Raw genomic sequence first — 14,285 nt, forward strand, 5'->3', positions numbered from 1 at the left:
ACCTCGAGTGTGCTGATGGGCGTGGCGTTGTTTGCCGCCCTTGACGGCCGCCAGCAGTTGGCAACCCCGCCCGAAATCGCCGAACTGGCCCAGCTCGAAAGCGGCGGCGATTCCGGCGAGGTCGCCAAGACCACCAGGCTGGTGGCGCCGCGCCAGATCGCCAAGGCCAAGGACCGCCGGCGCATGGAAGTGTCGATGGTGACCAAGGTCGGTGACCGCGACGTTATCCACACCATGCCGTTCGTGCAGATCAAGATGGCGCTGGCCGCCGGCCACACCACCAACCGCGCCTATCCGCCTTTCGACCCGATGCAGGTGTTCGGCGACGATGGCGACTCGACGCCGGCGCAGCCGGCGACGGCCTCCGCGGTTGGCGGCCAGATCTACGGCGCCAAGGTCGAAAGCGAGATGAGCCTCAAGACAGTCGATTTCCCGGTCGAGACGGCCTCCTTCGATGAAAAAAGCGACCTGTCCGCCGACGAGGTGGAAAAAGTGGTGCGCGAAGCCGGCACCGACCTCAGCGACGGCGCCGTGCAGGTCGCCTCGCTGCATTATGTCGACCCGCAGCGATTCGGCGATGCCTTCGCCGAATCGATGGCCGGCTCCTACGACGTCAAGATCGTGCCGGAAAACGTCTCGGTGGCGCCGCGCGTCGCGCTCGACGACCAGACCCCGGCTTTCGCCGAGGAAATCATTCCCTTCACCAGGGACCGCGACATTGCCGAGGCTTTCGCTGATTCGGGCTATACGGGCGATGACGCCACCGGCATGGCGGAGGCGATCGGTAAGCTGCTCAACGCACCGGCGCTGAAGGCCGGAACCGTGCTGCGGGTCGGGCTCGAGGTACATGGCGACGCCGCCAAGGTCGTTCGCACCAGCGTCTATGACAAGACAACGCACATCGTCACCATCGCGCTCGACGACCGCGGCCAGTATGTGCCGGCGCAGGAACCGGAGCCGAACCCCGAATTGCTGACCGCGTTCGATGATTCGTCGGCGCCGGTGGTGGTGCGCGGCAATCTGCCGAACGTCTATGACGGCATCTACCGCGCCGCCTATTCCTACGGCATGTCGAAGAAGCTGACCCAGCAACTGGTCAAGCTCCTGGCCTCCGGCGTCGACTTCCAGTCCAGGCTCAATCCATCGGACCGCATCGACGTGCTGTTCTCGCAGCCGGACGGCGACGACCAGGCCTCCGACGAATCGGCACTGCTCTATGTCTCGTCGACCTTCGGCGGCCAGACGCGCAATTTCTACCGATTCCAGATGCAGGACGGCTCGACCGACTATTTCGACGAGGACGGATCTAGCGCCGAGCAGTTCCTGTTGCGCAACCCCCTGCCCGCCGGGAAATTCCGCTCCGGCTTCGGCGCCCGCCGACATCCGATCCTCGGTTATGTCCGCATGCATACCGGCGTCGACTGGGCGGCGCCGATCGGAACGCCGATCATCGCCGCCGGCAACGGCACCATCGAAAAGGCCGGCTGGGCCGGCGGCTACGGCAAACAGATCATCATCCGCCATGCCAATGGCTACGAGACCTCCTACAATCACCAGAGCGCCTTTGCCAAAGGCATCGAACCGGGCGTTCATGTCCGCCAGGGCCAGACCATCGGCTTCCTCGGTCAGACCGGCCTCTCCACCGGCCCGCATCTTCACTACGAGCTGATCGTCAACGGCACCAAGGTCGACCCGATGCGCGTGCGCCTGCCGGTCGGCAAGGTGCTGAAGGGCGACGACCTGGTCGCTTTCAAGCGCGAGCGCGAGCGCATCGATGAACTGCTCAAGCAGGAAGACAGCAATCCGCTGAAGGTCGCGAGCGCCAAGATCGAAGGCTAATGCATGTCGCCCAGAAGTGTGCCGCGGTTCTGGGACAACGACATGCCTCAAAACAAACACTTAAAGCGCGTCGTATGAATCCGTTTCAGCGCGACGCGCTTTAAGCCGTCACGCTCGACGCCGGCGAATCATAATCGCCCCATCAGAGCATTCCGAATCGGGTCGGCTCCGAATCAGGTCGACTGCTCCTCTTCGGCTCGTGACCAAGGCAGGTTTTGCCCCGAAACGGTGGCCCAGGCGATAATAGCGGCAAGCAGGCAAAGCACGGCCGTCACTGTCGACACGGCCGCGAACGCCGCATCGCTGGCGGCGAGCCGTGTTGCATCAAGGTCTGGCGCCAGGCCGGCCAATGCCGGTTCGCCGAATCCCGGAATGCCCGGCCTAGCGCTGGTATCGAGCATCGTCGAATAGACCCAGGCCGCGAGCGAGCCCATCGCCGCCACAGCAATCAGCCCGCCAATGCGCGAAACCGCATTGTTGATGCCGGAAGCGGCGCCGGTATCCTTGTCCTCGACCGCGGTCATGACCGCCGTCGACAGCGGCGACACCACCAGCGCCATGCCGAGCCCCATCACGGCCATCAGCGGAAAGATACCGGTCCAGAAATTGTGCATGCCGGCATGAGTGAGCAAAGCCAGCCCGGCAAAGGCGATGGCAACTACCAGGCAGCCGCTGGCGATCGGAAAACGCGGACCGATGCGATCCGACCACTGGCCGACGAGACCCGACAGCAGCGCGATCGACGCCGACAGCGGCAGGAAGATGAAACCGACCTCTTTGGTGCTCAGCCCCCATCCGGCGATCAACAGCATCGGCAGGTAGAACAGATTGGCCGACAGGGCGAAATACAGGAAGAAGGTGGCGAGGTTGGCGCCGGCAAAGGCGCCGATCCGAAACAGCTTGAGATCGATCATCGGCTCGCGCTGCCGAAGCTCGAAGACGATGAAGATGATAAGCAGCACGGCGCCTGCGGCGATGCTCGGCCCCGACATCAGCCCGCTGCCTTCGGCGCTCATCGAGGTCAGTCCGTAGGCAAGCGCCCCGAAGGCAAGCGTGGCGAGAGCCGCGCCGCCGAGATCGAGGCTTCGCTTCTCCGTCGGCGCGTCGGCGGGAATCTTGGCCAGCAGGAGATAGATCGAGATCAGCCCGAGCGGCAGGTTGACGGCGAAGATCGCCCGCCAGATACCGCCGCCAAAGGCCGACAGAACGAAGCCGCCGAGCACCGGACCGAGCGCAGTCGTCAGCGCCGAGGCGGCGGCCCAGATGCCGATCGCCCGGCCGCGCTCCTTCTTCGGATAGGCCTTGGCGATGATGGCTAGGCTGCCCGGCACCATGATCGCCGCACCAATGCCCTGAATGGCGCGAAAGGCGATGAGCACCAGCGCATTCGGCGCCACCGCGCAGGCCAGCGAAGCGACGATGAACAGCGCAATGCCGGCAACGAAGGCGCGCCTGAGGCCAAACCGGTCGCCGGCGGCGCCGCCGGCCAGAATCAGCGCCGACAGCGTCAGCGCATAGGCGTTGGAAATCCACTGGACCTCGGCCAGGCTGGCGCCGAGGTCGACGCGCATTGCCGGCATGGCAATGGCCAGGATCGACCCGTCGATGAAGCCGAGCGCTGACGCCAGGATCGCCGCTACCAGCACGAACTTGCGCTGCGACTGCGGGCAAAATGTACCGTTGGAAAGCGACCTGGTCAGGGGAACGGCTGCGGCTTCGCTCGGAGACTTCATGAGCGTCTGCTTAGACTTGTTGCGGGCCGGCAACAACCAGCCAGCACCCTGCGCTCATGAATCCAGCTTTGGATATCGCCCTGCCTTATGGGCAGGCCGATATCACTGCGCTGGAGCGCTCACTTGCTCCGCAACATCATCGGCCGAGGGACCGCCGACGAACTCGACGGTGACGCCCGACGACACCAGCTTGGCCAGTTCACGCGCATCCCAATTTGTCAGGCGCACGCAGCCATGGCTTTCGGTCTTGCCGATCTTGGAGGGATCGGGCGTGCCGTGAATGCCATAGGTCGGCTTGTCCAGCGCGATCCACACCGAGCCGACCGGGCCGTTCGGACCAGGCGGGATGGTCAGGATCTTGTCGTTCTGGCCCTGCTTGAAATTGATGCTGGGGTTGTAGGTGTAGTTCGGATCGAGCGCGACGCGCGACACCGTATGGGTGCCGGTCGGCGAGGGCGTGTCGGCTGAACCGATGGTGGCCGGATAGGCCGCGACCAGCTTGCCACCGGCGTCATAGGCGAACACCTGCTTCTTGTCCTTGTCGGCGACGATGCGAGCGACCGGCGTCGCCACCAGCCTGCCGAAATTGGCGACCTTGATGATGGTGCCGGGACGGCTGAAGTCTGCCTCGGGATTGAGCCCCTTCAGGTAGTTCTCATCCATGTGGAAGCGTTCGGCCAAGGCTTCGGTGACGGAGGTGTAAGCCATGCGGTCGAGTTGCGCCTTCTGGCTGTAATCTTCCGGTATCGAGGCGACATAAGGCCCCGCCGCGTCTTCGGGCGTGATCGTATAATTGGCGAAAGCATCGCCACCGGTTTGCGCCAGCGCAGCCTGGATGCCGACCGCGTCGGTCGAGCGCAGATTGCTGCCGGTGATCTGGTTGTAGGCGGCAAGCGCCTTGTCGACATTGGAGCCGAAGCGCCCGTCGACGACGCCGGGTGAAGCGCCGGCGCGGTCGAGCAGCACCTGCAAGGCGGCTACATCCTGGCGTGCGCCGAGTGAAAGCGAGGGATCGACCACGGTCTTGCCACCGGCTTTCGGCGGCAGCGCGCCCTGGTCGGCGGGCGCCGCCGGTTCGGCGGGATCGATAGAGGCTTCGTTCAGCGGCTTGCGCTTGACGGGCCGCGGTTCAGCGGATTTCGGCGCTTCCGGATAGGTGTCGCTGTCATTGGCATCATCCTGCGGAGCGGCCCCCAGGAATCTGTCGCTTTCAGGATCGTATTCATCAACCGGCGGGCCGGGGATTCGTCCCTGATCGTCCAGTTGCCTGCGGCGGAAACGCGCCATGTCTTCGGGATCGTCGAGATAGTAGCGGTCGTCGTCTTCGACCGGTGCGCGTCCAAGCTCACGTGCCCGCATTTCCCGGCGCAGCGCGCGGCGGTCGAGCCTGGTCTGCGGCGGCTGGATGGCGATGACCTTGCCGGTCTCGGCATCGACGATGACGCGGTTGCCCCTGGCGTCGTAATAGATGTCGAGATTGCCGTCCTGGGCAAGCACAATGCCGCCGCTATCGGCGGCGCGGACGGCCGGCAGTGCGTTGTCCATAGTCGGCGATGCCATGGCGCTGGACGTGAGCAGCCCGGCGGCGAGCACCGAAAAGGCAAGGATCGTGCGGAACATGGTGGTCAAACTCTCCGGTACTTACAGCGCCGCGCGTCCGTTTGGACGCGCAAAGGACGCTGTAACACTTCATGTCTGCGCATGATCCTTTCCGAAAATCGAATTTCGATTTTCGGGGTCATGCGTAATTTCCGCCGCCCGGCAGTGTTCCCATCAGAACGTTCTCGCCACCGTTTGGATGCGCAAGGAACGTCCTGACCGTCAAAAGCCTGCAGGCAAACCCCTTCGCCAGCAAACCAAAACATAAGCTTTCCAACATGAACCGGGCATGAAGATGGCGGATTACTGGTTGCTACAGGCCCAATTCCTTGCGCGTCTGCTTCGTCAGCTTGAGGACGACGAGGCGGTGGCTTTCGCCGAGATAGTCCTTCAGCGCATCATCATCCATGCTCTGGCTTGTCTGACGCTGGATCCATTTCATGCCGCGCGAGGCGAGATAGGGCGCCGGCCGGCAGCCGGGCTGATCCTTCAGCACGTCATAAGCCATTTCAGAGCATTTGAAGGCGACGAAGACGCCACCCTCCCGGTCATGGCCGGCGATGGTGAAGACCTTGCCACCGACTTTCCAGACATCGGCCCCGCCCCACTGCACGACGTGCGTCGTCTGCGGCAGCGAGGCGCAGAAGCTGTTGTAGTCGTCCAGCGTCACCTGCACCCCCGTCAAAGGATTGTTGTTTCATAACAAAACGCCGCGCGTCCGGTCGGACGCGCGGCGTTGGATCAGGCTGCCGCGTCGGTCGGCACCACAGTGGGCCTGGACCGGAAATTCAACCGGTCGGAGCCGGCGGTAACCTTGACGGTCGAGCCGTCGAGTATCTCGCCAAGCAGGATTTTTTCCGCCAGCGGATCTTGCAGGTCCTTCTGCATCACCCGCTTCAGCGGCCGCGCACCATAGGCCGGGTCGTAGCCCTTCGCCGCCAGCCAGTCGATCGAATCCTGGTCGAGCGACAGTGTGATCTTGCGGTCGGCGAGCAGGCTTTCCAGCCGCTTGAGCTGGATCTCGACGATGCGGCCCATATCCTGCCGGCGCAGCCGGTGGAACAGGATCACCTCGTCGACGCGGTTGAGGAACTCCGGCCTGAACGAGGCTCTCACCACGCTCATAACCTCGTCGCGCACGGCATCGACGTCCTGCTCTTCGCCGAGATTGACCAGATATTCGGCGCCGAGGTTCGACGTCATGACGATCAGCGTGTTGCGGAAGTCGACCGTGCGGCCCTGCCCGTCGGTCAGCCGCCCGTCGTCGAGCACCTGCAACAGCACGTTGAAGACATCCGGATGCGCCTTCTCGATCTCGTCGAACAGCACGACCTGATAGGGCCGGCGCCGCACCGCTTCGGTCAGCGCACCGCCTTCCTCATAGCCGACATAACCGGGAGGCGCTCCGATCAGCCGGGCGACCGAGTGCTTCTCCATGTATTCCGACATGTCGATGCGCACCATGGCGCTCTCGTCGTCGAACAGGAAATTGGCCAGCGCCTTGGTCAGTTCGGTCTTGCCGACGCCGGTCGGTCCGAGGAACATGAACGAGCCGATCGGCCGGTTCGGATCCTGCAGCCCGGCCCGGGCACGACGCACGGCCTTGGACACCGCCTGTACCGCTTCGCCCTGGCCGACGACTCGCTTGCCGATCTCGTCTTCCATGCGCAGCAGCTTGTCGCGCTCGCCCTGCAGCATCTTGTCGACTGGAATGCCGGTCCAACGCGACACGATATGGGCGACGTGGTCGGGCGTGACCACCTCTTCGACCATGCCGGCCTTGCCGTCCTGGGCTTCGGCTTCCTTCAGCTTCTTTTCCAGTTCCGGGATCTTGCCATAGGCAAGCTCGCCGGCGCGCTGGAATTCACCCTTGCGCTGGGCAATGGCGAGGTCGTTGCGGGCCGCGTCGAGTTGCTTCTTGAGGTCAGCGGCGAGGCCAAGCTTCTGCTTCTCCGACTGCCATTTGGCGGTGATCTCGGTCGATTCCTCCTCGAGGCCGACGAGTTCCTTTTCGAGACGCGCGAGCCGGTCCTTTGACGCCTCGTCCTTCTCGACCTTCAGTGCCTCGCGCTCGATCTTGAGCTGCATGATGCGGCGATCGATCTCGTCCAGCGCCTCGGGCTTGGAATCGACCTGCATCCTCAGCCGCGACGCGGCCTCGTCGACAAGGTCGATCGCCTTGTCCGGCAGGAAACGGTCGGCGATGTAGCGGTTGGACAAGGTCGCCGCCGCGACCAGCGCCGAATCCGAGATGCGCACCTTGTGGTGCTGCTCGTACTTCTCCTTGAGGCCACGCAGGATCGACACGGTATCTTCCACCGATGGCTCGTTGACGAAGACCGGCTGGAACCGGCGGGCAAGGGCCGCGTCCTTCTCGACATGCTTCCTGTATTCATCGAGCGTGGTCGCGCCGACGCAGTGCAGTTCGCCGCGCGCCAGCGCCGGCTTCAACAGGTTCGAAGCGTCCATGGCGCCATCGGCCTTGCCGGCGCCGACCAGCGTGTGCATCTCGTCGATGAACAGGATGATGCCGCCGGCCGCCGAGGTGACTTCGTTGAGCACGGCCTTCAGCCGCTCCTCGAACTCGCCGCGATATTTGGCGCCGGCAATCAGCGCGCCCATGTCGAGCGCCATCAACTGCTTGTCCTTCAGCGATTCCGGCACGTCGCCGTTGACGATGCGCAGCGCCAGACCTTCGGCGATCGCCGTTTTGCCGACGCCCGGCTCGCCGATCAGCACCGGGTTGTTCTTGGTACGCCGCGACAGCACCTGGATGGTGCGGCGGATCTCGTCGTCACGGCCAATCACAGGGTCGAGCTTGCCGGCGCGGGCATCGGCGGTAAGGTCGCGCGCGTATTTCTTCAGCGCGTCATAGCCCTGCTCGGCGCTCGCCGAATCGGCGGTACGGCCCTTGCGGACGTCGTTGATCACCTGGTTCAGCGCCTGCGCTGTGACGCCGGCCTTGGACAGGATATCGGCCGTCTTGGCCGACTTCTCCATGGCCAGAGCCTGCAAAAGCCGTTCAACCGTGACAAAGCTGTCGCCGGCTTTCTTGGCCAATTCCTCGGCGGTCGAAAACACCTTGGCCAGCGGCTGCGCGAGATAAAGCTGGCCGTTGCCGCCTTCCACCTTGGGCATGGCCTCAAGGGCGGTCTCGACGCCAAGCTTGACGTCGCGCACGTTGCCGCCGGCGCGCTCGATCAGCGAGGCGGCCAGCCCCTCATCGTCATCGACGAGGACCTTCAGCATATGTTCGGGAGTGAATTGCTGGTGATTGCGCGAGAGCGCCATGGTCTGGGCGGACTGAATGAATCCGCGGACGCGCTCGGAGTATTTCTCGAGGTTCATATCTGTCTCCTTCCATCACCGGCCCGCTTTGCGGCACCGGATCAGATTGCGGTGACGGACCCGCTCATCCGAGCCGGGTCCAGTTCACGCCAGATATGGGGCGCAAGCCATTGCCGCTCAAGACGTCCGGCTGATGATATTGCATCGCCGAGCAAACGAAAACGGCGGAGATTTCTCTCCGCCGTTTCATCGACTTATGTCTTGTGGGTCAGTTGTTGGCGTCGACGGCGAACGGGTCGCCGGCAGGGCTTTCGGCCGGCGCCGCATCAACCACGTCAACAGCGGCAGCGGTCTCGCCGGCGCCATCCACCACCTTGCCACCACCAGACTGTTCGTCACCGACCTGATCGGCATTGTTGCGCGGGCGGCGCGGACGCCGCGGGCGACGGGCAGCGCCGCTCTCGGCGGCTGCCTCATTGAGTTCGGCCCGGGCGGCAAGAGCCGCCGGCGACAGGTTTTCGTACAGCGGCGCCGGCTCGGAGAAACCGCTCTCGGCTTCGGGCTCAACGGCGGAAACGGTTTCCGCCTGTGCCGGGGTTTCGGTGAAGCGCTGCTGGTCGCCGCGCTGGCCGTTCTGCTCGCCACGCTGGGCAAAGTCGCCACGCTGGTCGTTCTGGCCATAGCCGCCATTGGGGCGGCGGTCACGGTTACGGCCATTGTTGTCGCGGCCGTTGTTGTTGCGGCCATTATTGTCACGGCCATTATTATCACGGCCACTGTTGTTCTCGCGGCCGTTTTCCTGGCCGTATGCGAGTTCGGCCGGCGTGCCCTCAATCGTCGGCTGCGGACCGTTGCCGTGGTTCGCCATCGGCGCTTGCGTCTCGCCGCCATTGCCGCTGCCGGCATTGTCAAAATCGTCGCGATCTTCATCGTCGTCGAATTCGTCGCGGTTCTGCGGGGCATTCTGGATCGGCATCTGCGCCTGTGCGGCGGCAATGATGCGGTTGTAGTGCTCGGCGTGCTGGAGGTAATTTTCCGCCATAACCCGGTCGCCGGAGCTTTGCGCATCACGGGCCAGAGTGGCGTATTTTTCGGCGATCTGCTGAGCCGATCCACGGATTTTCACGTCCGGGCCGTTGCTCTCGTAGTTGCGCGTCAGGGGATTTGGGCCCTTGCGGTTGTTGTTGTTGTTATTGTTGTTGCCACCGCCGCCGCCATTGTTGTTGCGACCGCGCATGCGCCTGTTCTGCTGTTGTGGCCTCATAAGACTCTCTTCATTTTGAAATTTTCGAAAAACGTTTCACGAACGGAGGCGCTCATGCAGCCAGCCGTTTCGTTTCTTCACCGGCGTTCGCCCGCATCAATTGCGTTGGCGCCACGTGTCATCCTGTTCCGGTTACATCACTTGCCGGACGATTCCCGCACGAAGCTTGGGCGTCGTTTGCGCAAGAAGGCAGCTATTTCCGAGGAAAACCGAATCGCTAAGAGCACTGCCTGCTTCGTCTCATCCGGTTAGGGCGGACCCTAGCCGCATTCCCCGGCATTGCCAAGCGCTTTTTTGCACTGCGTCAAGGCTTTCCCTGTTCAAACATAAGAACCCTGTCGTTTCCGCCAAGGTCGACAAATGCCCCGGCCAGCCTGTAGCCGGCTGCCGCGAATATGTCTTTGACCTCATTGCGCTGCGTGTGGCCGATCTCGACCGCTATCTTGCCTTGTGCTTCCAGAAACTTTGCCGCCTCGGCGGCGATGATCCTGTAGGGGCCAAGACCGCCCACACCGCCATCAAGGGCTCTGTGCGGATCGAAATCGCGGACCTCGTCCTGCAGATTTCCAATGTCTCCAGACGGTATATAGGGAGGGTTTGCGGCAATTACATGGTATCGGCCCGAAACTTTTTCGAACCAGTCGGACTGCAGCCCCACGAACCGGCCGGCGAGTCCAAGTTGCTCGGCATTGCGTATCGCGGTTGCCAGCGCGTCGTGCGAAATATCGACCCCGGTGGCGGTCGCGGCCGGAACCGCGCTGAGCAGCGCCAGCGCTATCGCGCCGGTACCGGTGCCGAGATCGAGGATACGGCATTCCCCCAGCCTTTCGGCCGTCGCTCCGGCAAAAGGCAGGATCGCCTCGACCAGCGTTTCGGTGTCCGGCCGCGGCTCCAGCGTTTCCGGCGACAGCGACAGCCGCAGGCCGTAAAACTCGCGAAACCCGAGGATGCGGTGCACCGGTTCGCCGGCCATGCGGCGCTGCAGAGCAGCGCCGATTGCGGCAACCGCACCCGCATCGACCGTCCATTGCGGGTCGGCGATCGCCTGCGTCCGGTCCGTGCCGGAAAAATGTTCGACGATCAGCCTGGCATCCAGCGCCGAGTCGGAAAGGCCGGCCGCGGCAAGCCGCTCCCGCGCCACCCGCAACAACGGCCCGAGCGCGCCGGGCAACATGTCAGCCATCGAGGCCAATATCGGCGAGCAGCTTCGACTGATGGTCGGCAATCAGCGCATTGATGACCTCATCGAGCTCGCCCATCATCACCCGGTCGAGCTTGTAGAGCGTCAGGTTGATACGATGGTCGGTAAGGCGGCCCTGCGGGAAATTGTAGGTGCGGATGCGCTCCGAACGGTCGCCCGAACCAACCTGCGATTTGCGTGACTCCGAGCGCTCCTCGTCCGCCTTGCTGCGCTCGAGGTCGTAAAGCCGCGCACGCAGAATCTGCATGGCTTTCGCCCGGTTCTGATGCTGCGACTTCTCCGCCTGCACCACCATGATACCGGTCGGCAAATGGGTGATGCGCACGGCCGAATCGGTGGTGTTGACGTGCTGGCCACCCGAACCCGAGGCGCGCATCGTGTCGATGCGGATGTCTTCGGCGCGGATGTCGATGTCGACCTCTTCGGCTTCCGGCAGAACGGCCACCGTCGCCGCCGAGGTGTGGATGCGCCCGCTGGCCTCGGTCGCCGGCACGCGCTGCACGCGGTGCACGCCGGATTCGAATTTCAGATGGGCAAAGACGCCCCTACCGGAAATGGTGGCGATGATTTCCTTGAAGCCGCCGGCATCGCCGTCGCTGGCCGACACCGTCTCGAAGCGCCAGCCGCGTTCGGCGGCATAGCGCTCATACATGCGAAACAGGTCGCCGGCGAACAATGCCGCCTCATCGCCGCCGGTGCCGGCGCGGATTTCAAGGATGGCGTTCTTGTCGTCGGCCGCGTCCTTGGGCAACAGCAGGATCTGGATGTCCTTCTGCAGCTCTTCGATACGCGCTTCGACGCCCGGCAAATCTGCCTCCGCCAAGGCCCGCATCTCTGCGTCGGTGCCCTTGTCGGCAAGCATCGCCTCGAGGTCGGCTTGCTCGCGCTCGACTGAGCGCAGTTCCCTGACCTTGGCCACCATGTCCTGCAGCTCGGCATATTCGGAAGCCATCTTCACATAGGCATCGGCCGCCGGGCCGGCCGACATCTGCGCTTCGAGCATCTCGAAACGCTTGACGACCTGATCCATACGCTCGCGGGGAAGATTGACCATGGCTAATGCTATAGCGGGATGGAGCGGTCGTCGGCGAAGGCCTGCAGCAGCGCCCGCATCGGCAGCCCTTGAGCTGGCGCCATCAGATTGTCGGCAAAGAAAGCCTCCAATTCCTCCAGTGGCAGTTCGGTCAACATCGCCTTGACCGGGCCGATCGAGGCTGGAGACATCGAGATCGAGCGGTAGCCGAGGCCGATCAGCGCCATGGCGGAAATGGGTTTTCCGGCAAGCTCGCCGCACAGCGTCACCGGCGTGTGGTTGCGAACCCCGGCGTCGGCGATCTGCTTCAGAACCCGCAGGAACGGCGTCGACAGCGTGTCGAAGCGGTCGGAGAGCTGCGTGTTCCCCCGATCGACCGCCATGACGAACTGGAACAGGTCGTTGGAGCCGACCGAGACGAAATCGACCGCCTTCATCAACTCGTCGAGCTGGAACAGCAGCGACGGCACTTCCAGCATGGCGCCCACCTTGAGGCTGGTCGGCAGATGGTGGGCAAAGCGGGAGAGATGCCGCACTTCGCGGTCGATGATCTCGCGCGCCTGGGCGATTTCGCCGAGCTCGGTCACCATCGGCAGCATCAGCTTCAGTTCGCGCCCGCCGCAGGCCTTCAGCAGAGCGCGGATCTGGGTCCTGAGCAGACCCGGCCGGTCGAGCGTCAGCCGGATCGCGCGCCAGCCGAGCGCAGGGTTTTCTTCCTGGACAGCGCCCTTGAAGTAGGGCAGCACCTTGTCGCCGCCGATGTCGATGGTGCGGAAGGTGACCGGCTTGCCACGCGCCGCGTCCAGCACGTCGCGGTAGAGCCGCTCCTGCGCCTCGGCGCGCGGGAAGGTCGAGGCGACCATGAACTGCAATTCGGTGCGGAACAGGCCGATGCCGGCCGCACCCGCCTCGGCCAGCTGCGGCAGGTCGACGGCCAGGCCCGCATTCATCAGCAGGTCGACCTGGACGCCGTCCTTGGTCACCGACGGCTTCTTGCGCAGTTCCCGGTAGACTTCCTGCCGGCGCGCCCGGAAGCGCACTTTTTCGGCATAGGCAGCTTCGAGGTCGGGCTGCGGCCGCAGATGGATGGTGCCTTCCTCGCCGTCGACGATGATGGCATCGCCGTTTTCCGCCATGGAAACGGCGCCCTTCATCTGGCCGGCGACCGGAATGCCCATGGCGCGCGCTACGATGACGACATGGCTGGTGGCAGCGCCGTCTTCCAGCACCACGCCGCGCAGCTTGTCCCTGGGATAATCAAGCAGTTCGGCCGCGCCCATCGAGCGCGCGACCAGGATGGCATCCTTCGGCAGTGACGCCGCGACGTCGTCAGGCCCGCGCCCCATCAGCTGGCGCAGCAGCCGGTTGGCGAGATCGTCGAAGTCGCTCATCCTCTCGCGCAAATAAGGATCGGTCATGTGCAGCATGCGGGCGCGCATGTCGCTTTGGACCTTTTCCACCGCCGCTTCCGCTGTCAGGCCGTTGCGGATCGCCTCTTCCAGCCGGCGCACCCAGCCGCGGTCGTTGGCAAACATGCGATACGCCTCGAGCACCTCGCGATGTTCTCCCTCGAAGGCGACATCGCGCCGCTCCAGCATGTCGTCGATGGAAAGCCTGAGCGAACCGAGCGACGTCTCCAGCCGGCGCACCTCTTCCTCACTGTCCTCGTTGAACAGATTGGTGACGACGATGCGTGGCTCATGCAGCACGACATGGCCGAGGCCGACGCCCTCGTTGAAGGACAGGCCGGTAAAGCTGACGGGACGGCGCAGGTCGAGTTCGAGGCCGGGCCGGGTCAGGCGCGCGAGATCGCCGGTGGCGATCATCTCGGCGATCACCATGGCGGTCGTTTCCAGCGCCTCGACCTCGTCGTCGCGGTAGTGGCGCATGGTCTTGTTCTGCACCACCAGCACGCCCAGCGTGCGCCCTGCCCTGAGTACGGGCACGCCGAGGAAGGAATTGTAGATCTCTTCGCCCGTCTCCGGCAGGTAGGCGAAGGCCGGATGTTCCTGCGCATTTGAGAGGTTGAGCGGCCGCGCGCTCGCGGCAATGGTGCCGACGAGGCCCTGCCCCAGCCGCAGCTGCGCCAGATGGACGGCGTTCGGGTTCAGACCTTCGGTGGCATAGAGTTCGAGCACCGAATCGGCGCGCAACACATAGAGCGAGCAGACCTCGGCGACCATGTTGGAGGCGATGTCGCGCACGATCCGGTCGAGCCGCTCCTGCGGCTCCAGCGGCTCCTGCATGAGCTCGCGGAGCCGTTTCAGCAGAACGCGCGGGCCACTGGCCGTATCACGCATCGCGGCTTCTTCTCCAATGGGCATTTTG

Annotated in this window: 9 protein-coding genes (1 of these 9 running past the window's edge); 1 reads left to right on the forward strand and 8 read right to left on the reverse strand. The window is 64.1% G+C overall.

Annotated features, from left to right (window positions below):
• A protein-coding gene (locus X726_RS141365; protein ID WP_023672964.1) for a M23 family metallopeptidase crosses the window boundary here: on the forward strand, positions 1-1,839 show its 3' portion. The gene continues 132 nt to the left of window position 1, outside the view; only the last 1,839 of its 1,971 coding nucleotides appear in the window; the start codon falls outside the window, past its left edge; it ends in the stop codon at positions 1,837-1,839.
• A gap of 173 nt (positions 1,840-2,012) precedes the next feature.
• On the opposite strand, the gene X726_RS141360 is transcribed toward X726_RS141365, so the two are convergent.
• From X726_RS141360 to ptsP, 8 genes are all read right to left on the reverse strand, one after another.
• Positions 2,013-3,572 (reverse strand): MFS transporter, encoded by a 1,560-nt coding sequence (locus X726_RS141360; RefSeq protein WP_023672965.1) that lies wholly within the window; start codon positions 3,570-3,572, stop codon positions 2,013-2,015.
• A gap of 102 nt (positions 3,573-3,674) precedes the next feature.
• Positions 3,675-5,192 (reverse strand): L,D-transpeptidase family protein, encoded by a 1,518-nt coding sequence (locus tag X726_RS141355; protein WP_023672966.1) that lies wholly within the window; start codon positions 5,190-5,192, stop codon positions 3,675-3,677.
• 292 nt (positions 5,193-5,484) lie between these two features.
• Entirely contained in the window at positions 5,485-5,841 is a 357-nt protein-coding gene (locus X726_RS141350) for an MmcQ/YjbR family DNA-binding protein (protein WP_023672967.1), read from the reverse strand.
• A gap of 71 nt (positions 5,842-5,912) precedes the next feature.
• Positions 5,913-8,519, reverse strand: a complete 2,607-nt coding sequence (clpB, locus tag X726_RS141345; RefSeq protein ID WP_023672968.1) for an ATP-dependent chaperone ClpB — start codon at positions 8,517-8,519, stop codon at positions 5,913-5,915.
• Positions 8,520-8,727: 208 nt separating this feature from the next.
• Positions 8,728-9,723: a DUF4167 domain-containing protein gene (locus tag X726_RS141340; RefSeq protein WP_023672969.1), complete on the reverse strand. Its 996-nt coding sequence runs from the start codon at positions 9,721-9,723 to the stop codon at positions 8,728-8,730.
• Between the two features lie 304 nt (positions 9,724-10,027).
• Positions 10,028-10,906, reverse strand: a complete 879-nt coding sequence (prmC, locus tag X726_RS141335) for a peptide chain release factor N(5)-glutamine methyltransferase (protein WP_023672970.1) — start codon at positions 10,904-10,906, stop codon at positions 10,028-10,030.
• Positions 10,899-11,978: a peptide chain release factor 1 gene (gene prfA, locus X726_RS141330; RefSeq protein ID WP_023672971.1), complete on the reverse strand. Its 1,080-nt coding sequence runs from the start codon at positions 11,976-11,978 to the stop codon at positions 10,899-10,901. The genes prmC and prfA overlap by 8 nt, the downstream gene beginning before the upstream one ends.
• An 8-nt stretch (positions 11,979-11,986) precedes the next feature.
• On the reverse strand, positions 11,987-14,257 hold the full coding sequence (gene ptsP, locus X726_RS141325; RefSeq protein ID WP_023672972.1) for a phosphoenolpyruvate--protein phosphotransferase: 2,271 nt from the start codon (positions 14,255-14,257) through the stop codon (positions 11,987-11,989).
• Between the last annotated feature and the right edge of the window lie 28 nt (positions 14,258-14,285).

Source organism: Mesorhizobium sp. LSJC285A00, assembly GCF_000503155.1.
Classification (GTDB): domain Bacteria; phylum Pseudomonadota; class Alphaproteobacteria; order Rhizobiales; family Rhizobiaceae; genus Mesorhizobium.

Coding starts and splice junctions, on each gene's coding strand:
- X726_RS141360 (WP_023672965.1), bottom strand. CDS start 3,572: ATGAAGTCTCCGAGCGAAGCCGCAGCCGTTCCCCTGACCAGGTCGCTT.
- prmC (WP_023672970.1), bottom strand. CDS start 10,906: ATGGCTGACATGTTGCCCGGCGCGCTCGGGCCGTTGTTGCGGGTGGCG.
- prfA (WP_023672971.1), bottom strand. CDS start 11,978: ATGGTCAATCTTCCCCGCGAGCGTATGGATCAGGTCGTCAAGCGTTTC.
- ptsP (WP_023672972.1), bottom strand. CDS start 14,257: ATGCGTGATACGGCCAGTGGCCCGCGCGTTCTGCTGAAACGGCTCCGC.
- X726_RS141355 (WP_023672966.1), bottom strand. CDS start 5,192: ATGTTCCGCACGATCCTTGCCTTTTCGGTGCTCGCCGCCGGGCTGCTC.
- X726_RS141340 (WP_023672969.1), bottom strand. CDS start 9,723: ATGAGGCCACAACAGCAGAACAGGCGCATGCGCGGTCGCAACAACAAT.
- clpB (WP_023672968.1), bottom strand. CDS start 8,519: ATGAACCTCGAGAAATACTCCGAGCGCGTCCGCGGATTCATTCAGTCC.